This is a genomic window from Polynucleobacter sp. AM-25C3 (assembly GCF_018882335.1).
Lineage (GTDB): Bacteria > Pseudomonadota > Gammaproteobacteria > Burkholderiales > Burkholderiaceae > Polynucleobacter.
The window spans coordinates 79,937-101,165 of the sequence record NZ_JACVOS010000009.1 but is presented as its reverse complement, the minus strand read 5'-3'; the positions used below and the strand labels follow the sequence as shown (position 1 = coordinate 101,165).

The 21,229-nt window shown below is 42.9% G+C and carries 24 protein-coding genes; 4 read left to right on the top strand and 20 right to left on the bottom strand.

Annotated features, from left to right (window positions below; all coding sequences use genetic code 11):
• Positions 1-607: 607 nt before the first annotated feature.
• The 20 genes from ICN12_RS07730 to ICN12_RS07635 all read right to left on the bottom strand — a co-directional run bounded on the left by ICN12_RS07730 (position 608) and on the right by ICN12_RS07635 (position 18,133).
• Positions 608-2,653, bottom strand: a complete 2,046-nt coding sequence (locus ICN12_RS07730; protein WP_216271927.1) for a TonB-dependent receptor — start codon at positions 2,651-2,653, stop codon at positions 608-610.
• A gap of 403 nt (positions 2,654-3,056) precedes the next feature.
• Complete coding sequence (locus ICN12_RS07725) at positions 3,057-3,914, bottom strand: hypothetical protein (protein ID WP_216271926.1); 858 nt, start codon at positions 3,912-3,914, stop codon at positions 3,057-3,059.
• Between the two features lie 4 nt (positions 3,915-3,918).
• Entirely contained in the window at positions 3,919-4,539 is a 621-nt protein-coding gene (ureG, locus tag ICN12_RS07720) for an urease accessory protein UreG (protein ID WP_216271925.1), read from the bottom strand.
• 10 nt (positions 4,540-4,549) lie between these two features.
• Positions 4,550-5,242, bottom strand: a complete 693-nt coding sequence (locus ICN12_RS07715) for an urease accessory protein UreF (protein WP_216271924.1) — start codon at positions 5,240-5,242, stop codon at positions 4,550-4,552.
• Positions 5,232-5,825: an urease accessory protein UreE gene (gene ureE, locus ICN12_RS07710; RefSeq protein ID WP_216271923.1), complete on the bottom strand. Its 594-nt coding sequence runs from the start codon at positions 5,823-5,825 to the stop codon at positions 5,232-5,234. Before ureE ends, ICN12_RS07715 begins: the two co-directional genes overlap by 11 nt.
• An 8-nt stretch (positions 5,826-5,833) precedes the next feature.
• Positions 5,834-7,537 carry an urease subunit alpha gene (gene ureC / locus ICN12_RS07705; RefSeq protein WP_216271922.1) on the bottom strand — a complete coding sequence of 568 codons (1,704 nt, stop codon included), beginning with the start codon at positions 7,535-7,537 and terminating at the stop codon, positions 5,834-5,836.
• Entirely contained in the window at positions 7,537-7,875 is a 339-nt protein-coding gene (locus ICN12_RS07700; RefSeq protein ID WP_216271921.1) for an urease subunit beta, read from the bottom strand. Before ICN12_RS07700 ends, ureC begins: the two co-directional genes overlap by 1 nt.
• On the bottom strand, positions 7,872-8,504 hold the full coding sequence (locus ICN12_RS07695; RefSeq protein ID WP_216271920.1) for a HupE/UreJ family protein: 633 nt from the start codon (positions 8,502-8,504) through the stop codon (positions 7,872-7,874). Before ICN12_RS07695 ends, ICN12_RS07700 begins: the two co-directional genes overlap by 4 nt.
• An 8-nt stretch (positions 8,505-8,512) precedes the next feature.
• Positions 8,513-8,815 (bottom strand): urease subunit gamma, encoded by a 303-nt coding sequence (locus tag ICN12_RS07690; protein WP_216271919.1) that lies wholly within the window; start codon positions 8,813-8,815, stop codon positions 8,513-8,515.
• A gap of 20 nt (positions 8,816-8,835) precedes the next feature.
• The gene (locus ICN12_RS07685; RefSeq protein ID WP_255537754.1) at positions 8,836-9,651 is read right to left on the bottom strand and encodes an urease accessory protein UreD; all 816 of its coding nucleotides are present in this window, start codon (positions 9,649-9,651) and stop codon (positions 8,836-8,838) included.
• A 95-nt stretch (positions 9,652-9,746) separates the two neighbouring features.
• Positions 9,747-10,439, bottom strand: a complete 693-nt coding sequence (gene urtE, locus ICN12_RS07680) for an urea ABC transporter ATP-binding subunit UrtE (RefSeq protein ID WP_216271917.1) — start codon at positions 10,437-10,439, stop codon at positions 9,747-9,749.
• A gap of 2 nt (positions 10,440-10,441) precedes the next feature.
• Positions 10,442-11,239 (bottom strand): urea ABC transporter ATP-binding protein UrtD, encoded by a 798-nt coding sequence (urtD, locus tag ICN12_RS07675; protein WP_216271916.1) that lies wholly within the window; start codon positions 11,237-11,239, stop codon positions 10,442-10,444.
• On the bottom strand, positions 11,236-12,378 hold the full coding sequence (gene urtC / locus ICN12_RS07670) for an urea ABC transporter permease subunit UrtC (protein WP_216271915.1): 1,143 nt from the start codon (positions 12,376-12,378) through the stop codon (positions 11,236-11,238). The genes urtD and urtC overlap by 4 nt, the downstream gene beginning before the upstream one ends.
• Before the next feature lie 2 nt (positions 12,379-12,380).
• The gene (urtB, locus tag ICN12_RS07665; RefSeq protein WP_216271914.1) at positions 12,381-13,964 is read right to left on the bottom strand and encodes an urea ABC transporter permease subunit UrtB; all 1,584 of its coding nucleotides are present in this window, start codon (positions 13,962-13,964) and stop codon (positions 12,381-12,383) included.
• A gap of 53 nt (positions 13,965-14,017) precedes the next feature.
• A complete protein-coding gene (gene urtA / locus ICN12_RS07660) occupies positions 14,018-15,277 on the bottom strand; it encodes an urea ABC transporter substrate-binding protein (RefSeq protein WP_216271913.1) in 1,260 nt (419 codons plus the stop codon).
• Between the two features lie 484 nt (positions 15,278-15,761).
• On the bottom strand, positions 15,762-16,040 hold the full coding sequence (locus ICN12_RS07655) for a type II toxin-antitoxin system RelE/ParE family toxin (RefSeq protein ID WP_216271912.1): 279 nt from the start codon (positions 16,038-16,040) through the stop codon (positions 15,762-15,764).
• Complete coding sequence (locus ICN12_RS07650) at positions 16,040-16,249, bottom strand: TA system antitoxin ParD family protein (protein ID WP_216271911.1); 210 nt, start codon at positions 16,247-16,249, stop codon at positions 16,040-16,042. Before ICN12_RS07650 ends, ICN12_RS07655 begins: the two co-directional genes overlap by 1 nt.
• A gap of 67 nt (positions 16,250-16,316) precedes the next feature.
• Complete coding sequence (locus ICN12_RS07645) at positions 16,317-16,571, bottom strand: helix-turn-helix domain-containing protein (RefSeq protein WP_255537753.1); 255 nt, start codon at positions 16,569-16,571, stop codon at positions 16,317-16,319.
• Between the two features lie 246 nt (positions 16,572-16,817).
• Positions 16,818-17,072: a hypothetical protein gene (locus ICN12_RS07640; protein WP_216271910.1), complete on the bottom strand. Its 255-nt coding sequence runs from the start codon at positions 17,070-17,072 to the stop codon at positions 16,818-16,820.
• Positions 17,073-17,236: 164 nt separating this feature from the next.
• Complete coding sequence (locus ICN12_RS07635; RefSeq protein ID WP_216271909.1) at positions 17,237-18,133, bottom strand: pseudouridine synthase; 897 nt, start codon at positions 18,131-18,133, stop codon at positions 17,237-17,239.
• 159 nt (positions 18,134-18,292) lie between these two features.
• Between ICN12_RS07635 and ICN12_RS07630 the strand changes: the two genes are divergently transcribed.
• The 4 genes from ICN12_RS07630 to ICN12_RS07615 all read left to right on the top strand — a co-directional run bounded on the left by ICN12_RS07630 (position 18,293) and on the right by ICN12_RS07615 (position 21,200).
• On the top strand, positions 18,293-19,573 hold the full coding sequence (locus tag ICN12_RS07630) for an HD-GYP domain-containing protein (RefSeq protein WP_216271908.1): 1,281 nt from the start codon (positions 18,293-18,295) through the stop codon (positions 19,571-19,573).
• A gap of 1 nt (position 19,574) precedes the next feature.
• Positions 19,575-20,348, top strand: a complete 774-nt coding sequence (locus ICN12_RS07625) for a sulfite exporter TauE/SafE family protein (protein WP_216271907.1) — start codon at positions 19,575-19,577, stop codon at positions 20,346-20,348.
• Positions 20,349-20,467: 119 nt separating this feature from the next.
• Positions 20,468-20,893 carry a universal stress protein gene (locus tag ICN12_RS07620; RefSeq protein ID WP_216271906.1) on the top strand — a complete coding sequence of 142 codons (426 nt, stop codon included), beginning with the start codon at positions 20,468-20,470 and terminating at the stop codon, positions 20,891-20,893.
• Positions 20,894-20,963: 70 nt separating this feature from the next.
• Positions 20,964-21,200 (top strand): hypothetical protein, encoded by a 237-nt coding sequence (locus tag ICN12_RS07615; RefSeq protein ID WP_216271905.1) that lies wholly within the window; start codon positions 20,964-20,966, stop codon positions 21,198-21,200.
• Positions 21,201-21,229 lie beyond the last annotated feature (29 nt).

Here is a 21,229-nt window from a genome sequence, read left to right as displayed (position 1 = left end):
GGCTTGTTTGAGGATGGCCATGATTTGGCTATCGGTAAAGCGGGAGGTTTTCATAGAATTTCCTTTAAATCAAACAACTTAGAAATTCTACTTTTAACTCAGGTTAAGGGGCGGGGGTATTACCCAACCATCAAAACTTCATAAAGAAAAACCTGTTGGCTGGGTTGGTTTGGGATAAAAATTATTAAGTTTTATAGTTGAAATGGGAATCAATTTCCTCACCCTCCAACTCTGAGTCATGCACCTCCGAAGCATCGCTATTTTCAAGCTCCTCAGAAGGCAAATACAGCTCATAATTTTCGGCATGAATCAAAACTTCATAACTTTTAGACGCATCTCTTAATAAGTGGATCACTTCAATCGGGGAGACTGATCATATTTTTGATTCAAACTTTGACAATGACTTCAGTGGCAATGATTCAGGAATAGATTCCGACTTTGATAGCTTTAGCTCATCTAGTCATTTCTAGTATCGCCTTGTAACAAAATAAGATATTAAATTCTTGCCCTAAATTTGCCATAAATTCATCGTACTTTTGAACATTAAAGAGGCTGCTTTCGACCCGAAACGGACTGTCATACATAATCAAATTACAGCCTTGGCTCATCAAAAATTATATGTAAGAGTTGCCCTATAGCTTCGAGATTCTGCGGGATGAATGGCTATATCTGAACTGGCGGGAAGTTTGGGCGCAGCCCTTGACTGATAGTAATAGGAAATATCATTCGCCTGTTGATTAAACAAATTAAATACATCAAGCGTTAAATACACCTTAGGCGTAACTTCATATTTCACTCTACCGTTAAATACGCTGGCAGAGCTAGAATAAACACTACCATTTTCTATAAGGGGGCTAGGTCCAATATAACGCCATTGAACCCCGCCTGACCAAGGACCTTTACGAAAATCAGCCATGATTGATCCAGTTAATCCTACGGATCCTGGTACAAAATAACCAAGGGGATCTCCATCAATATAACGAGCCTTGGTATAGGTAAAGTTTCCATCTAATGCAAACCATGATAGTGGCGTATAGTGATTGGACCACTCAATACCCTTTCTCTGGCTCGGACGATTAGGCTCAGTAATACCAGCGTCCCCAGCAAAAACTAATTCCGAGCCTATATTTAACTGCCACAAGGCTAAAGAGGTTTCTAGATTTTTTATCGCTAGCGAGCGAATGCCAAATTCATAACCTGTTGTCTTTACAAGCCCGGGGACTGGATTTAACGGAACTACCGTATTACTAGGATCAACTTTAATCACGGTGCCACGAGCATCATTACTATGAAAACCTTGTCCATAGTTCAAATAAAAGTTTGTTTTATAAAAAGGTCCCAAAGTCAAAGTGGCTTTCGGAGAAAAAATACCCGAATTACTTGTCCCTGAATTTTGTGAGATATTACTACCAACATTAAATGCATATTGATCGTATCTACCACCAATCTTGCTGTGGAACCAAGGCTGCCATTCAATATCATTTTCAGCGAAAAGACTATTGCTAGTTTGAACAACACTATCTTCTCGAACATTACTCAAAACTTGTTGTTGTTTTGTATTATTCAACCCCACTTGGATTCGATCTTGACGAAGCTGATAGCCCAAAGTGTTACTCATTGCTAGTCCAGCTAAATTTCCTAACCACACCCTTTGAGCTTGCCCTCCATAAGTATTGCGGTTATCTGTCTGTGAAAACTGGTCTCCATTAATAGGATCATTGAGATAGTAGGTAAAGTTTGAAAAAAGTTGTAGCTGATAGCGAAGGTAATAAAGGGATACCTCTGCATAGCCATCGTCTAAATCTCGTCGCCATAAACCTGAGAGACTATATCTTGAGGTGGTGCCGCCATCAGAAGGATCAATTGCCCCGTGGCGATTAACAATTCCACTGCTAATTGCCCCCAATGGGACTTGGTCGGTCGAATTCCACGAGTTTCTATAGCCCATAGCTAAGAGTGAAATCTTATCGCCACCAATATGATCACTATATTTTAAGAGCCCATTAAGCTTTTTAACCCCCTCAGGATTTTCCCAGGGGCCATCATTACGAAGAACCTCTAAAGCGCCCATTAAATTACCCGTCTCGTTAACTACCATTGATCCAGCCGATAACAAGCGTTTATAGTTATTAGACCCAACAGTAGCTAAACCAAAATTCGTGTCGAGTTTATTTTTGTAAAAAATATTAGATGAACCTGCCGAAGAAAAGTCTCCTGTATCCGAGTAATAAGGCCCTTTTCTGTAATCAATCTGACCAATTACCTCTGGAATTAGAAAATTCAAGTCCATATAACCTTGACCATGAGCATTCGACGGCAAATTAACAGGCATCCCCTCAATCCGAGTTAAAAAGTCCGTCCCATGGTCTAAGTTAAAACCCCGTAAAAAGTATTGATTAGCTTTACCATCCCCTGAATGCTGGGTAACCACTACACCTGGAATAAACTCCAAAACATCTGCTGGACGTACTTGACCCTGACTTTCAATTTGAGTAGATGAAATAACGCCTTCAGAAGCAGACTCAACCCCACCAATGACTGTGCTGACTTTTCCAGTAGATGTAGCACTCAAAGAGTCATCGAATTGAGGCTCTGCCGCATACAATTTCAGCAAATTTAGGTTAACCAGAAGAAAAATAATGATTTGGCGCATAAGACTTAATCGATTTTCAGCCTTATTCAGATATTTGGATAGGCCAAATGTGATAATTTAGTACAAGATTTTCAATGGGCTCATATTGGCCGTTAGCAGCCCTTGGCTAGTTTGATAAACATTCTTTGGGACGTGTAGATATAAGGCACTTTTCAGCAAAATAAGATATTAAATTCTTGTCCTAAATTTACCCTAAATTGAATTTTAAAAAGTAAGAGCCTTTATTTATATGACTTAGATGGCCATGTCGCCCCCATCCATCATTGGTGCAGTGCACAATCTCTTCTTGCTTTTAGGGTTCACAGGCACTTTTTATCATTATTAAATTACTGAAGATTTTAGTATGCTTAACTTATTCTCCATATTGAAAATACGTCTGAATTTAATATTGGTACTGAGCCAATCATTCATTTCCTAGGTACTTGTGAATCTGAAATAGAACTCCGTTAGAAGCGCCTGACTGACTATTAACAGGAAACACTGCCTCGGCAGAAATATTAAAGCCATCACCAACCCAAATGATTCCAGGGTTGATCGAACCAATAACCTGACCAGAGCATCTTCCAGATAAACATGTTTGCATTGGAAGTTCAATTACGGGAACTAGGCGATTAATAAAATCACTCCACCCTGTTTTTTGAACAAATTGATTTAAGTAAGGCAAACTATATTGGACAGTAAATCCCCAATTAAATACTTTTGGTTGAGATTGTTCTGTTGGGATTTGGTATCCCAGCACACCAGTTAACGCTAGTGGTTTTAGAAAGGATAGCGAATTTGGCAAATCGCCAAAACCCTTTGCATAAAAAATTGAAGGTGCATAAGTCGAATAGGCATCGCCACTGCTAGAGCCAGTTTTACCAACCTGCCCTAAAACCCCAAATGAAACAGCAAACTCGTGAGTATCGCTAATCAGAAGCTCTTGCTTCACTACATAGTAGAGATTATCAAATCCAGCTGTTTGAGGCGTTAAATTACCGTTTGGCGATCGATAAAGACCATTGATAGCAATTCCAAAACCATCTAAGGGTTCAATACCAATACCTACTAAACCAACATTCCCAGAATCCGTATTAGTGTTGCCGGCGCCAATATTTGCCGATTTCCCAACTACAGCATGCACTTCATTCGCCGCATAGGGGTCCTCAACAACAATGGTTGGTGGGAAGTATCGATTTCCAGCAATCCCGTGGGCATGTCCGGATGGTGTGCCAAGAATGGCTAAAACACTTGTAGCTAAAAACCTTAAGACAAAATTCATAAAATTAATTCGTAAGCAATCCTTTTAGTTCAATGAATTTAATAATTTCTTTTAATCCATCACCCGATTTAACACTGCCCATAATGAAAGGTCTGTCACCACGCATCTTTTTAGCGTCAGACTCCATGATGGGAAGCGACGCTCCAACATAAGGGGCAAGGTCAGCCTTATTGATTACCAGTAAATCAGATCGCGTAATTCCAGGACCACCTTTACGAGGAATTTTTTCACCCCCGGCAACATCAATCACATAGATTGTCAAGTCAGAAAGCTCAGGGCTAAAGGTAGCAGCTAAATTATCCCCGCCTGATTCAATAAAAATAATATCCACGTCAGGAAATTGTTTTTGCATGCGATCTACTGCCTCTAAGTTGATGGAAGCATCCTCGCGAATAGCAGTATGAGGACATCCACCCGTCTCTACACCCATAATTCGGTCGGGGTCTAAAGCGCCAGCAACTGTTAGTAAGCGCTGATCTTCTTTGGTGTAGATGTCATTAGTAATCACTACCAAATCATATTGGTCCCGCATAGCCTTACAGAGCATCTCAAGCAAAGTTGTCTTGCCAGAACCTACTGGGCCACCAATACCAACGCGCAACGGGGGATTCTTTTTAGTTCTCATGATTTATTTTTTATGAACGGAATAATCGGGAATATTGGGTTTCGTGCCTAGAGGAAAGGATGGCTAACATCGGTGAAAAATTATCAACCATTGATAAATCTGATTTGGCTCTGCGCTTAGCTTCTTCAACCATCTCAGGAACCAGTAAACGAATCTTAGTTAAAGCCTGCTGTCCTGCAACTTGTCCTAGTGGAATGGCTTTCAAAGAGGCGGCAACTTGGTTCTCAATCCAAGAAAAGGCATAGGCTGCCAAGCCGTTCTGAGATTGGATATTGAGATGAAGACAAGCGTAAGTATGAGCAATCAATAATGACAGAGGTTTGATGTCGGCTAATTGTGCTAGGCTATCACCGCCCCAACCTAATGATTGAGCAATCTGCAATAAAGACCACCCCATTTGCTCTGCTTCTGATCGTAGCTCAGAGGTTTCACGACTTGCCAAGAAGTACTCATTCAGATGCCTTACATCATTGATCTGATTATCTTTCCAAGCTTGATAACTTAACAGCCAAAGTGGCGCCTCAGATCTTGCAAATACACCTAGAAATACATCTTCAATCCAAGATTCTGCAGTGAAAGCATCTCGCACCAAGCCAGAGTCAATCGCGGCCTCCAGACCTTGAGAATAGCTATATCCGCCAATCGGCAACGCTGGTGATGCCAACTGCATTAATGCAGTAATTTCGTTGAGATCAATGCTCATGGGGATGCTCGTGATCGCCATGATGATGAGAGCAACCAGGCCCATGAACATGTGGCTTTTCGTGATCGGAATAGACTTTCTGGGCTAGTGCATAGTCGCTATCGAAGGTCTCAGCATGACTGTGTCGATGACCGCCACCATAAGCGCCCGTTTCAGGTTCAAACGGAGCCAACTCATGCTTGGCATCCAATCCCAATTGCGAAATCATCCCCTCAAGCACTGAGTCTGGCTCAATACGTAAAAAACCCTCGCCCACTTGCACTGGAATATGGCGATTCCCGAGGTGATATGCCGCTCTCATTAACTGATGGGCATCGCTAGAAGCAATCGTAACCACCTCTTGATTGGCGGCAGAAACTTTAATCATTGAGCCATCATCTGCAACTAAGACATCCCCATCAACCAGTACATTTCCTCTGGGCAAGAAAAAATGGGCTTCACGTCCATCGGAAAGTGTTTCTGAGAAACGGCTTTTATTACGAGATTCAAAGGGTAGCTTTAATTCCACCGCCCTGGCCAAAACTGCCTTTGCCAATCCTTGGCTTTTGGGAATAATTTTTTCAACACGAATTGGTTCTGACATGTATTTTCCTAAAACAAGAAATAGCGTTGAGCCATTGGCAATGATTTAGCTGGCTCGCAAGTAAGCAATTCACCGTTAGCAATAACCTGATACGTTTCAGGATCAACTGTGATATTTGGCTGCCAATCGTTATGAATCATGTCTGCTTTAGTAATAGAGCGGCAATTTTTTACTGCTTCTACCTGCTTCTCCAGTCCATAAGCATCACGAATATTGGCATGCATGGCTGATTGAGAAATAAAGGTTAAAGAGCTATGCCGAATTCCCTGCCCTATTCCGGCGAACATATTTCTATAGTGGACAGGTTGTGGCGTTGGAATGGATGCGTTCGGGTCACCCATGGCAGCAGCTGCGATAGAACCACCTTTCAATATCAATGAAGGCTTCACACCGAAGAAGGCTGGCTTCCAAAAGACTAAATCTGCGTACTTGCCCACCTCAATCGAGCCAACTACATGAGAGATACCATGTGTAATCGCAGGATTAATGGTGTACTTTGAAATATAGCGCTTAACCCGGAAGTTATCATTCTGATTGGTATCGCCAGGCAATAAACCACGCTGCGCTTTCATCTTGTCAGCAGTTTGCCATGTACGAATAATGACCTCACCAACTCGACCCATCGCCTGGGAATCTGATGAAAGCATGGAAAAAGCGCCGAGATCGTGCAAGATATCCTCTGCGGCAATCGTTTCACGACGAATACGAGATTCTGCGAAGGCAATATCTTCAGCAATAGAGGCATCAAGGTGATGGCAGACCATCAACATATCTAAATGCTCATCTAGGGTATTGACTGTAAATGGCCTAGTGGGATTTGTTGAAGACGGCAAGACATTGGATTCCCCGCATGCGCGAATAATGTCAGGTGCATGGCCACCACCCGCACCTTCGGTGTGATATGTGTGAATGGTTCGTCCCTTAAAGGCCGCCAAGGTTGTCTCAACAAAACCAGATTCGTTCAAGGTGTCTGTGTGGATAGCCACTTGAGTATCCGTCTCATCAGCTACACCCAAACAACAATCGATTGCAGCCGGGGTTGTACCCCAATCTTCATGAAGCTTCAATCCAATCGCGCCAGCATCTACCTGTTCGCGCAATCCAGCAGGCAAACTTGCATTACCTTTACCCAGCAAACCAATATTCATAGGATAAGCATCAATCGACTGCAGCATTCGTTGAATATGCCAAGGCCCTGGAGTGCAAGTAGTTGCAAAAGTTCCTGTTGCCGGGCCAGTACCACCGCCAATCATGGTGGTCACACCAGACATCAAAGCCTCTTCAATTTGCTGGGGACATATGAAGTGGATATGGGTATCAATTCCACCAGCAGTCACAATCATCCCCTCGCCCGCAATAATTTCGGTCCCAGGACCAATGACCGAAGTAATCCCAGGTTGAATATCAGGATTGCCTGCTTTACCAATATTAGAAATATATCCATTTTTAATCGAGATATCGGCTTTGACAATACCCCAGTGATCGATGATCACTGCATTGGTGATCACGGTATCAGCGCAATCCTTTGACTCTCGTTGGCTTTGACCCATTCCATCACGAATCACTTTACCGCCGCCAAATTTGACCTCTTCTCCATAAATGGTGAAGTCTTTTTCAATCTCTATTAAAAGACCGGTATCAGCTAACCTAAGCCGATCACCAACGGTAGGTCCGAACATCTCGGCATAAGCTTGACGACTAATCTTAGCCATTACACATCCCCCATAACACGCCCGGCAAAGCCAAAAATCTTCTTGTCACCCGATATTTCAACTAACTCAATAGTGCGCTTTTGACCAGGTTCAAAACGAACAGCTGTACCAGCCACAATATTGAGACGCATTCCTTTTGCTTGTTCACGAGCAAACAACAATGCATCATTAACTTCAAAGAAATGAAAATGCGAGCCAATTTGAATTGGACGATCACCACTGTTAGAGACCTCAAGTGAAAGCGTTTTTCGGCCTACATTAAATTCAATATCCCCGGGTTCAACAAACATTTGACCGGGTATGAAGCGTTGACTATTTGAATTAGCGGAAGAACTCATACAGAAGCACCGCCAAGCAAAGCAAACGAGAGTTGACTAATTAATACCCAACCATAGATCACACTAGCAAACCCAGTGATCCTTGCAATGATGGTAGTTTTATCCTTCAGAAGCTTAACCAACAGAGTGCCGCTTAAGTGCAGGATCGCTGTTGCCAAAAGTAAACCTGCCATATCTTTAGAGATCAAGGAAATTCCCAGGGACGCACTTGAAAATACTTGAGCATGGGCAAAGCCATGAAATACCCCAAAAGCCCCAATCAAAGAAAGAATCGCATTAGTTGGGTATTTATTTTTAACCAAAAGCAAGATGCCAATAGCAATGACTGAAGCGGCAATGCCAAATTCAAAGAAATTAAGGGGTAGGCCACTTAGTCCCGCAAGAGCCCCAAGAAACATGCCCAATATAAAAGCGAATGGGCCAAACCAGATTTTTTTCAGCGTGAAGGCACTCCAAAAGCCCACAAGCACGATTACTAAAAAGTGATCAAACCCACTGAATGGATGCGTAAAGCCTGACATAAAACTCACCGAAGCATCATGCCCTGGGTGAGAAAAAGCTAGACCTGAGAAAAGCATACCCGTAACTAAGCTAGTAGCTAATAATAATTTTTTCATGCGAATGGTCATCTCAATTCCTAATTAATGGGGTTATGAACGGTAACTAGTTTTGTTCCGTCCGGAAAGGTGGCTTCCACCTGAATATCTGGAATCATCTCTGGAATACCATCCATTACGTCATCACGACCGAGAATAGTTTGTCCCTCATGCATTAACTGAGCAACGGTTTTGCCATCGCGAGCACCCTCCATGATTGCAGCACTAATTAAAGCAACTGATTCTGGGTAGTTCAACTTTAGACCTCTCGCCTTACGCCTCTCAGCTAAAAGTGCGGCGGTAAATATGAGTAACTTATCTTTTTCACGCGGGGTTAATTCCATATTTCACCTTTATAACAATTCTATGAAGCCCAAAGCCTTAACGGTTGAGCCGATACACCATGGACCATAGGCCTTAACTTAGTCCATACATCTATCATCCAATTTCTTGTCATCTCAATATCTGTAGATACTGCACGTACTATTACCACCCCCTGCGGCATCAACGTGACACCAGCTCTTAATGTATCGGTCCATGACATCATCCCAGAAAGAGTTTCAACCAAATGATTGGGGCACTGAGGCCCCAATGCCAATAAAGTTGCACATACGGGCCATGATCCTAATTGAGGCAGTGACTTTGAATATAAATCTTCAGCATCAATATGCCCATTTTCAATCCAAATCAATTTCCCATCACGGCGAATTTCATTTAAAAGATGAATATGTCCATTTGACCATTCTTCTCCAGAGGCATGACGCCCTAACATCAATGCATCCCAACCGATAAATGAAGCACTAAAGGGAAGATTGAGCTTGGTCAAAAGATTGGAATTGGAGCCCTTAAAAAATATATTTTCTTGAGGAAGCCAATCCAACTTTGCCCCTTCTCCCAATTGAAATTGAATACTTTGCGTTGCCGGATTCTTAAAAGACTTGTACCACTTCGTTGCACTTGGGGTTGATAGAACTACATGGGCCTCTTTAGCAAGCGAAACCTGAATATCCAGAGTATCCCCTCCAGCGATTCCTGCTGGCGGATGGATGATCACCGTGTGGCAAATAATATCGCCCTCAGGGTATAGCGCTTTTTGTACTCGTAGCGGGCCCTCGTGAAGACTTCTTTTCAGAACCGTGCCAATCGGGGTGCGCTCATAAGATAGGCTCAGCTTAGCCATCCAACTTGGACTTAGAGACCTAAATAGCTGTTTTACTGCGTTATCTGGAGCTAAAAACATATGGTTAAACCACTTTAGTGAATTCAGCATCCACTTTAAACTGAAATCATCTCCTGAACACCATTGATGTCCATATCAACTCCTTTACCTTGGGCCACCACTTCGCCTCGGCGCATCACAATGTAGTTATCAGACAGTTCTTTTGCAAAATCGTAATACTGCTCTACTAGCAAGACAGTAATCCCCATCTCATCGACTAGCTTACGAAGACAGCGGCCAATATCCTGAATGATTGAAGGCTGAATACCCTCGGTAGGCTCATCCAAGATAATTAATTCTGGCTGAGACATGAGTGCACGTCCAATTGCTAATTGCTGCTGTTGGCCACCGGATAAATCACCGCCCCGCCGTGCTTTCATATCCGACAGAATCGGAAATAACTCATATATATAGCTGGGGATATTTTTCGAGCTGGAAAACTTTGCGGCGCCAATCAATAAATTTTCCTCAACCGTGAGTCTAGGAAAAATTTCGCGTCCCTGTGGCACATAGGCAAAACCATTATCCACCCTTGACCAAGGAGGTAAATTGCCCAGCTCTTTTCCATCCCAAGCAATCGATCCAGTCTTAACCTTCACCACCCCCATGAGGGACTTTAGCAAAGTAGTTTTGCCTACGCCATTTCGACCTAGCAAACTAGTTAATTGACCCCTCGGAACTTCAAAGTTCACATTACGGAGAATATGACTTCCACTGTAGTATTGATTGAGGTCTTTTACGATCAACATGATTAACGTCCTAAATACGATTCAATTACGCGCTCATCACGCTTGACTTCATCTAATGTGCCTTCAGCCAAAACAGATCCCTCAGCTAGAACAGTAACCTTACCTTTTTCACCTGCTAATGCAGCAACAAATTCCATGTCATGTTCAACTACCATCATCGAGCATTGGCCTCGCAAAGAATTGAGCAATTCTGCTAAGCGCATGGTCTCCTCATCAGTCATGCCAGCAACAGGTTCATCAAGTAATAAAAGTTTAGGCTGCTGCATTAAAAGCATCCCGATTTCTAATCGTTGCTTTTGACCATGAGAAAGCAGTCCGCCTGGGCGATAAGCCTCAGATTCAAGCTGGGTCAGGGCAAGAACAGCTTCCATCAAACGACGCCCCTCTAAGTCGACTTTAGCCACCAATGAGTGATGCCATGACTTATCTCCAGCCATCGCCAATTCAAGATTTTCCCAAACAGGATGTTGCTCAAAGACAGTTGGTTTTTGGAACTTGCGTCCAACACCAATTTGAGCTATCTGCGGCTCATTCATGGTCATGAGATCAATCGTTGACCCCAAATACACAGATCCATCAATATCAGCAATGGTTGAACGAGTTTTACCAGTAATCACATCCATTAAGGTCGTCTTACCTGCACCATTAGGCCCAATTACGCAACGTAATTCTCCGACATCAATCGTCAAGGACAACTTATTGATTGCCTGGAAACCATCAAAATTCACCGACAAATCTTCAACATACAGAATGCCGGTATGAGATGTATCAATCCCCTTTTCAAGAAAGTGGGCGCTCATTTTGAACCACCCTTCTTACCAGTAAATTTATGATAAATGCCCAATAGTCCATTTGGTAGAAACAATGTAACCAATACAAACATCATTCCCAAAAAGAATAGCCAATATTCGGCGAAGTTAGTGGTAAAGAAACTCTTGGCCCCGCTTACTGCGAATGCCCCAATGATGGGTCCAAGCAAAGTTCCCCTACCGCCAATAGCAACCCAAATAGCCATTTCAATAGAGTTAGTTGGAGACATTTCGCCTGGGTTAATAATGCCGACCTGCGGAACAAATAGCGCCCCAGCAATTGCACATAAGATCGCTGATAGAACCCAAATAAATAATTTGTAGCCTAATGGGTTGTAGCCACAAAACATCAAGCGTGACTCTGCATCTCGCACCGCCGTAATGACCCTTCCCATCTTGGAGGTAATTAACGCACGGCAGAGAATAAAGCTACCCAATAAGACGAGGAAAGTAACGATAAAGAGCGTGACTCGGGTACTCGGTGCACTAATCGAGTAACCTAATATCCGCTTGAAATCAGTAAAGCCGTTATTACCACCAAAGCCTGTTTCATTTCTGAAAAATAAAAGCATTGCAGCATAAGTTAAGGCCTGAGTAATGATGGAAAAATACACGCCTTTAATTCTTGAGCGGAAAGCAAAATATCCAAAGATCCAGGAAATGACACCTGGAACCAAAATTAACATCATTAGCATCCACCAGAAATGCTCGCTGCCTTTCCAAAACCAGGGCAATTCTTTCCAATCTAAAAACACCATGAAGTCAGGCAACTCGCTTTTATAAACGCCCCCGGAGCCAATTTGTCGCATCAAATACATACCCATGATGTAACCGCCGATGGCAAAAAATAAACCATGACCTAAACTTAAAATTCCGCAGTAACCCCATACTAAATCTAGCGCTAATGCTGCTATAGCAAAGCACATGATCTTCCCAATCAGGCTTAGTGCATATGCAGACATAAAAAATACGCTTGTTTCTGGCACTACCAAGGAAAGTATTGGAACTCCAACTAACACACAGAGCGTCAATGCAGCCAAGGCAATATATGCACGCCTACTCAGAATTGATTCACGCTCAGGAACTTGCAAAGTAAAGCTGGATGAAGGGGCTAGCTTTCTAATATCCATAATTAATCAACGCTCCTTCCTTTTAATGCGAAGAGGCCTTGAGGACGTCTTTGAATAAAGATAATGATGAATACCAAGATAGCAATCTTGGCTAAGACGGCACCAATAAATGGCTCCAATAATTTGCTGGTAATACCCAAACCAAATGCTCCATAAATGGTCCCAGCAAGTTGGCCTACGCCACCAAGCACGACCACCATAAACGAATCCACGATATAGCTTTGACCTAAATCAGGGCCAACGTTTCCGATTTGAGAGAGTGCTACGCCACCTAAACCAGCAATGCCAGCTCCAAAAGCAAAGGCGTACATATCTACATGAACAGTTTTAACCCCAACGCATGCAGCCATGGTTCGGTTTTGAGTAACCGCCCTTACAAAAAGCCCTAAACGCGTTTTATTGAGCACTAACCAGGTAACAATGACTACTGCAATTGCAAATGCAAAAATAATAATACGGTTGTATGGCACCACTAAATTGGGTAGCACCTGCAATGCACCCGACATCCAGCTTGGATTAGCGACTTCAACGTTTTGAGCCCCAAAAATAGTTCTCGTCATCTGGATCATTAATAAGCTAACACCAAATGTAGCCAATAAAGTCTCTAGGGGGCGGCCATATAAAAACTGAATGACAGTTCTCTCTATTAATATACCTATCAAGGCTGCAGCAAGAAAAGCCACTGGTAGTGAAAATAATAAGTACCAATCCAAATAGCCTGGTGCATATTGCCTAAAGAATCCCTGAACAATATAAGTGGCATATGCGCCCACCATAAGGAACTCACCGTGAGCCATATTGATAACACCAATTAAGCCATATGTAATCGCTAGTCCCAGCGCGCAGAGTAACAAAATACTGCCATAACTAAACCCAGCAATGACATTGCCGAGAATTTCACCACTGAATTGTGCTTTCTTAATTTTGGCAATTGCCTTTTCGGCCGCCTCTTGAACTGGGCCACCCTCTTTAGCCAGTGGTGCCAATAAAGCTGCCACCTGCGGGTCTCCGCTATCACCCAGTAATTCGATAGCTTTTAATTTAGAATTTTGATTATCTGATTGCAATGCCAAAAGTGCCCATAACTTTTCTACCTTAGGCTTAAGTGCCGGATCATTTTCAGTGACGAGCAACTTCTCTACCAAGGGAAAGGTATCTGGTTCAGGGTCTTTAATTAAGGCATCGACCGCCTTAGTACGAATCTGCGGATCAGTAGACGCTAATTGCAAACCCAGCAGACCGTTATCCACTTTGCCACGCAATTGATTATTCAACACTACATCCTGAAGTTCATCAGACTTTACGGTAACGCTCTGTCCGGTAATTACATCAATATATTGATCGTCTTTTTGAACTACAACTCCTTGAGGTGATAAAAATAGCGTCTCGGCGCTCAATGCTTGCAAAATATCTAAGGCCTCAGGACTTCCCTCCTTTGATAGACTCTGAACCACTTTCACTTTTGCATCAAAGTTTTCGCCAAATAATGGCTTTAAATCTGCAGCGCTAATTTTTGCAAAAGTAATTCCACAAGTCATTAGGCAGACAATGGAAAGAATTAGTTTTGAAAAAAATGGGAGTTTCATAAATAGATGTTGAAACCCTCCCTCAAATGAGGGAGGGAAATATTAATAAAAGATTACTGGACTGAATCAGGCTTGCCTGCATTACCGTCGATGTACTGACTCCAAGGCTTAGCTGGAATGGCTGTTGGAGTTTTGTAAATGACATTGAACTGGCCATCCGCTTTGATTTCGCCAATCATGACTGGCTTAGACAAATGGTGGTTAGCACCCATCACTTCAATATATCCGCTTGGAGTATTGAGTTTTTGACCAATCATCGCCTTACGAACAGCATCTACATCAGTAGTACCTGCTTTTTCTACAGCCGCTTTCCACATCAAGATTCCAGTACGACTAGCTTCCATTGGATCATCTGTCAAAGGCTTGCTGGCGCCTGGTAACTTCTTCTCTATAGAGTAAGCAGCCCATTGTTTTTTCCACGCGTCATTTACGGGGTTCTTAATGGACATGAAGTAGTTCCATGCAGCTAACTGACCAACCAAAGGCTTAGTATCAACGCCACGCAACTCTTCCTCACCAACAGAGAAGGCTACCACTGGAACATCTTTAGCTTTGAGGCCCGCATTACCTAATTCCTTGTAGAAAGGAACGTTGGAATCACCGTTAATAGTAGAGACAACGGCTGTCTTACCGCCTTGAGAGAATTTTTTAATATTGGCAACAATAGTTTGATAGTCAGAATGACCAAATGGTGTGTAAGTTTCTTGAATATCTTCATCCTTGACACCCTTTGACTTCAAGAATGCTCGGAGAATCTTGTTGGTTGTTCGTGGGTAAACATAATCTGTACCCAAGAGAACCCAACGCTTAGCGCCGCCGCCCTCTTTGCTCATTAAGTACTCAACTGCTGGAATGGCTTGTTGATTAGGAGCTGCACCGGTGTAGAACACGTTACGAGACATTTCTTCGCCTTCGTACTGCACTGGATAAAAAAGCAAACCATTCAACTCTTCAAATACTGGCAACACTGATTTACGTGAGACAGAAGTCCAGCAGCCAAAAACAACAGAAACTTTGTCTTTGGTTAATAACTGACGAGCCTTCTCTGCAAATAATGGCCAGTTGGAGGCAGGATCCACAACTACTGGCTCTAGCTTACGTCCCAAAACGCCGCCGCTCTTATTGATCTCATCAATCACCATCAAATCCATGTCTTTGAGTGATGTTTCAGAAATCGCCATTGTTCCTGACAAGGAATGCAAAATACCGACTTTGATTGGCTCCTTACTTTGAGCCATAGCTAAATGACTCATACCTGCAAAACTTAAGGCCGCTGCTAATGCCGACAACTTTAATAATGATCTACGTTTCATCTCTCACCTCTTGAGTAAATTAATCAGATGGGCACAAATACCTACCGCCTGAGGTCATTAGAGAATGTTTCATATTGGTGGAAGTAGAAGAAAACACCACTTTGGGGCTAGAGCCCCAAAATGGTGCCAATAATTCCCCCAAGAATTGCTCTAAACAAAGGTTATTCGCAATATGAATGAAAAAACTATCCCGAAGGCTGGCCCTAAAGAATAATTTGGTCGCTTTAATTCTCATTCAGCTAGAAAGATGAAATTGCGCAAGATCAGACTAAAAGCGCTTGGCTAGTTTGATAAACATTCCTTAGGACGTGTAGATGCAAGACATTTTTTAGCAAAGTAAGACATTGAATTCTTGTCCTAAATTTGCCCTAAATTGAATTTTAAAAAAGTAAGAGCCTTTATTTATATGGCTCAGATGGCTATATCGCCCCCATCCATCATAGGTGCCACGGCCAATCTTTTCTCTTTTATATTCTGCATACCGTCATTCACCCTGACGCTTTAAATCACGATAGAAATTCTCATGAGGCCCAAGGGTCAACAGCTTAATGCTCTCTTCATCCAAAATTCGATAGGCCAGCAAGCATAGTTGCTGCGACAGTTTGAATTTATAAACGCGAACTCCCAGCAAATCTCCAGTCTTCGCCTCCCCAATAGATGGACTTGAGCTGATCACCTTTACTGCAGCATCTAATTCTGTTTTTTGTGAAGGGTGAAGTTTTTTTGTAGCCTTAACAAACGAGGCAGTAACAAGTAAACGCATCAGTTAAATACGTATTCGCCGATGATAGGCTCTTGATCTGCAATCAAAATCTCACGAATCATAGAAAACGGTAAGTCGGGGTTTTCTTGGGCAATCTTGCCGATCTGTGACCAGTACTCTATCTGCTTAGGCACTGAGCGATGCTCAATATGGCCATAGGCCTTAGCTTGCTCCACCAAGGAATCTGATAATTTGACGTTGATCGACATGTTGCCCCCATTATTGAACTTGGGTCCATTATAGCAAAATAGGTTCCATAAAGGAACCTATCCACCATTAGTTATCACCCTTCCTTTGGATGATCATCTCCAAACCAAGAGTGTCCAAAACATCGAGAACCTTCTTAAGCTGAACCGTTTCTTTGCCATTTTCAAGTTCGACAATGAAACGATTGCCTGTATTGGCCATACCTGAAATATCAGCCTGAGTGATTTTTTGGGATGAGCGAAATCGCTGAACGAATGGCCCTAAGTCTTTCGCAGACCCAATCTTGATAGAGGTACCCGCTTCATTCTTCATATTCGCCATCATCCACTCCAAAAGTTACCGATAGGTAATATCTTAAGTGATTTTCAGGGATTTTCAAGAATTAATTACCGATAGGTAATTATTAGAAGATTGAGAGCAATCAGAGCTTTGCCCCAATCTACCAAGGGAGCCACTACTAAACGTTTCTTTGGGCACTTGCTCATCAACTTTAATATCAGGGTGGTTTGCGAGGCATCTTAAATGGTTAAGGGCAACCGAAGTTGCCCTTGCTGGAATGACTTTAAGTTTCTAAGCCTGCTTTGTTAGCTTCGCTTCCAATTCCACCGCAAGATCTAAAGCGCCCATGTAGCCCGACTTTAGGTGACTTGGCAAATCAGGGTCGCCAATCATGGTGCCTAATGTCTCCACCAAGCTGTATACCAAGCCTTTTGCAGCGCTAGCAGCAATCGTATTGCTAGCTACAGCCTCGTCAATATGATTGACCGCATCCAAAAAATAATCATGTCCTGGAAGGCCATTTGTCCCTAAAGTTTCTTTGCTCATTTGCGCTTTCCTATGAAGTCGGATTTACAGCATCCGCACTTTCCGCATGCTGACTAGCCCTAGCGGCCAAAATTAGCCGCTCGTTCAATTATAGATCGGTCTAAATGTGATTTTTGCCTGCTTTTTTACTGCAGCGCATTTGTAGTTCTACTTGTGGCGATATTTCAGAAATCTAATGATTGAGTGCTGAAAAAATGATGTGCCTTACCAGTGATGGGATCCAGAAATGCAAGCTCCTTAGCCAATAGTTGCAGTGGTTTAGAAAAGTCCAAATCATATTCTTGGTAGGGAGTAAGAATTGGATAGATCTGATCATGCTTTATTGGAGCCCCCAGGCTATTGAGATGGCAACGTAACTGGTGCTTTTTGCCACTGCCTGGAGTGAGGCGATATTTAGCCCAGGGTTTTGTTGCTTCAATCAATTCAATGCGGGTATCGGTATTTGTCTCACCCTCCACTTCTTGCATTTGCAAAAAGTGCTCAGACTCCTCTAACCTACTTTGATAAGTCATTGGCAATCTACCGATGAGATCCTCTGAATATGGCGCAATGGCTTCGTACACTTTCGTGACGGCTCGATCCCTAAAGAGATTTTGATACTGCGCCCTTTCCTCGGGATTTACTGAAAAAATAACTAAGCCAGCAGTATCTCGATCAATGCGATGGATTGGACTCAAGCTCTGAATCCCTGTTTTTTTCTTCAGCCGATTGAGTAAGGTTTGATGTAAGTAAAGCCCACTGGGTGTGACTGGTAAAAAATGGGGCTTATCTGCCACCAGAATATGCTCATCCTGAAATACGATGCGTTCATCAAACGGAATCTCTGGCTCTCGTGCCAAGCGCCTGAAATACAGTAAGTGGGTATTTGGTAAATAGACATTGTTAGCGGCAACTGGGGCACCGTCGGCAGTCATCACCAAGCCCTCACTAAAGCGCGCGGTCCATTCGCTTGGCTCAATATGTGGAAAGTTGCTAAGGAAGAAATCCAATAGGCTTGTGTGACTCTGCCCTGAAGGCAGATACACCCTCGATGCGGATACGCCATCGGAATTCACTTTCATACTATGTGCTCCATGACCATGACAATGAATTGGTATCCAAGTTATATAACTAATTCTTATTTTAGAGGAATGCGGCGATTTACCGTCAATAAGACGCTTAAATTCAGGTGGAAGGCTTATCATCTAAATACCTTGAAAGCCCTCGAATAAAATACCTTAATGCCCTCCTTTAATAAAAAAATTGCTTTGCGCATAGGGCTAGTGTCAATTCTCTTAGCCATTACTATGGGCTACCTAGCCTGGTTACAAGCATTTAATGCAGCAGGGGATTTAAATAAAGGATTGACAATAGAAACAGCCGACCGTCTGATGAAAAAGGATGGCCCCTTTAGTAGCGAGTTTTATTTGTTCCATGAAGAAGCTGGCATAGCAGCTAACTACTTGGTGCGATACGGCATCTTTGATGTGGTAGAAATTTACGATGTAGACTGGAATAAGCTCGCAGAGTACGGCGACACTCCCAGTGAAACTGAGCACTCAATGATGGGCTTGCATCACATCAAGCAACCCGGTCTAAATAACACCACCTCAGATACGCAAAAATTGTCAGATGGCCGAAGGGTAATCAACACCATCACACCGCTCACTAGCAATGGTAAGGACGCAAAAAATCAGGTTATTGGCTATTTAGAAACCTTAAGCATCATCCCGCAATGGCGCGAAGCCCAATTAAGAGAGGTCGCCTTACAGACTTCCATCATGGTGGCACTAGCAGTCTTACTATGCGGACTCATTCTTTACCCCGTTATCATTAGCCTTAATAAAGAAAAAGATCTCAAATCAGATAATCTCTTTAGATCCAATATTCAGACCATGAAATCCCTTGGAGAAGCAGCAGCCAAGAGGGACGCGGAAACAGGGATTCATAACTATCGCGTGACCTTGAGCGCCATCCGAATTGCAGAGGCACTCAATCTACCCTCCGCAGAAATGGTGCCCGTCATCATTGGCGGCCTTTTGCATGATATTGGCAAAATTGGTATTCCCGATGACATCTTACTCAAACCATCAAAACTCAATTTTGATGAGATGGAAATCATGAAAACCCATGTAAGTCACGGCGAAGAAATGATTCAAGGCAGAACACTGCTTCATGAAGCCTATCCAGTGGTCAGCGCCCACCATGAAAAGTGGGATGGATCAGGATACCCAAGAGGCCTGAAGGGTGAAGCCATTCCCCTTCCAGCCAGGATTTTTGCTGTAGCTGATGTATTTGATGCCCTTTGCTCGAACAGACCTTATAAGAAATCATTTGACTATCAAACAGCGATGGAGATTATTGAAAAAGATAGTGGTACGCATTTTGATCCAGCCGTGATTGATGCCTTTGTACCCATCTCCAAAACAATTTATGAAAAAATAATGCATGACAATGAATCCACCATCCACGAACGTCTTGACCAGGCAATTAACCGCTACCTTAAAACGCAATTAAGCTGACATGTTGGAGCTTTCCGTATTTGACCTCAGCTTATTGCTGGCTTGCGCCTTATTTGCTGGCCTGGTCGACTCCATCATCGGTGGCGGGGGAATGATTCAGGTGCCAGCCCTTTTTGCCGTGTTGCCAGGCTTTCCACCTGCCACCCTGCTCTCGGTCAATAAATTTGGTTCGATTGTAGGCACCATTGGCTCCGCCATTCAATACAGCAGAGCTAATAAAAGTCCTTGGGGTTTAGTAATTATTTCTTCTATATTTGCTTTCTTCGCCTCGGTTGCCGGGGCGTATCTTGTAACTCAATTACCTACAGATTGGCTCAGAGGCGCACTGCCATTTTTATTGCTAGCGCTCCTGATCTTTAATATCAAGTCCAGTGCTGGGTTAATTCATGCGCCCAAGCACCAACACCATAAACAAAAAGCGATTGCCTCAACTGGTGCCGGACTTATTGGTTTTTATGATGGCTTTCTGGGGCCTGGAGCTGGCGCTTTTTATAAGCTGTTCTACACCCGAGTATTGGGCTTCGATTTTTTACGCTCTGCAGCGCCAGCCAAGTTTCTCAATATCGCTTCCAATTTGGGGGCGCTCTGCGTGTTTTTCTACCTCGGTTATTTTGACTGGAAGCTAGGTTTACTGATGGCCAGTGCCAATCTCGTAGGAGGTCAAATTGGTAGCAAGATTGCGATTAAGCATGGCAATGCCTTTATTCGCAAGGGCTTCTTTATTCTGGTAACTATCTTGATCATTAAAACCTTCTACGATGCCTTTCTGAAGTAAAACGCCGTCTTAGCAATGGCCTGTGTAGATCTGCTATTTTTTCGTAGATTTATACTGAATTTAATAGTAAATTAGAATAATGCAGGTGCAGTTTATTCACTACAAAAATAGAGGGACAAATGAAAATATTATTACCAGTTGACGGCTCCAAATCTTCGCTCAATGCAGCTAAGTACGTTGGAAAGTTAGCTAAAGATTTACGCAGCAAATGCACGGTGACATTGATCAGTATTCATGACGATATTGGCCTTGGTCACGTTAAGCAATTTGTTGCTACCAGCGTGATTGATGATTACCTGCGTGAAGTTAGTGAGAAAGAACTAAAAAGTGCCCAGAAGGCTCTTGACACTGCTGGCGTAAAACACGATATGGTGATTAAGCGCGGTAATGTTGCTAACGAAATTATTGCCTTAGCCAATAAAGAAAAATTTGACCTGATTGTGATGGGCTCAAAAGGTAGAACTGGTATTGTTGATGCCATCATGGGTTCAGTAGCCCAGAAGATTAGTAATGCAGCAAAACAACCTGTTTTATTAATCAAGTAAGCATTGAAATAATCGCAAGATTGATTCTCAATAGGCCGTCTTCATGACGGCCTTTTTTATAGGCTATTAAATGAGTATTTTGCTTCTGCTATTCGCACCCGGAATTTTTGCTATCTACTGGCTCATCCGCCTGCAAATATGTCTATCTCGAGTTCGCTACCTAGTAGATACCTATGGCATGGATCGTAAGAAACTGCAAAAGCTCAAGTGCAAAGATATTAAGGCGCTCAGAGAATCCATTGATGCACTCAGACATGCGAATGATGCATTCGGGCTAGAGGCTCTCGTGAGGCCTTATAGGTCATAGGTTCTGATCGCTATCAGCATTACCCGCCG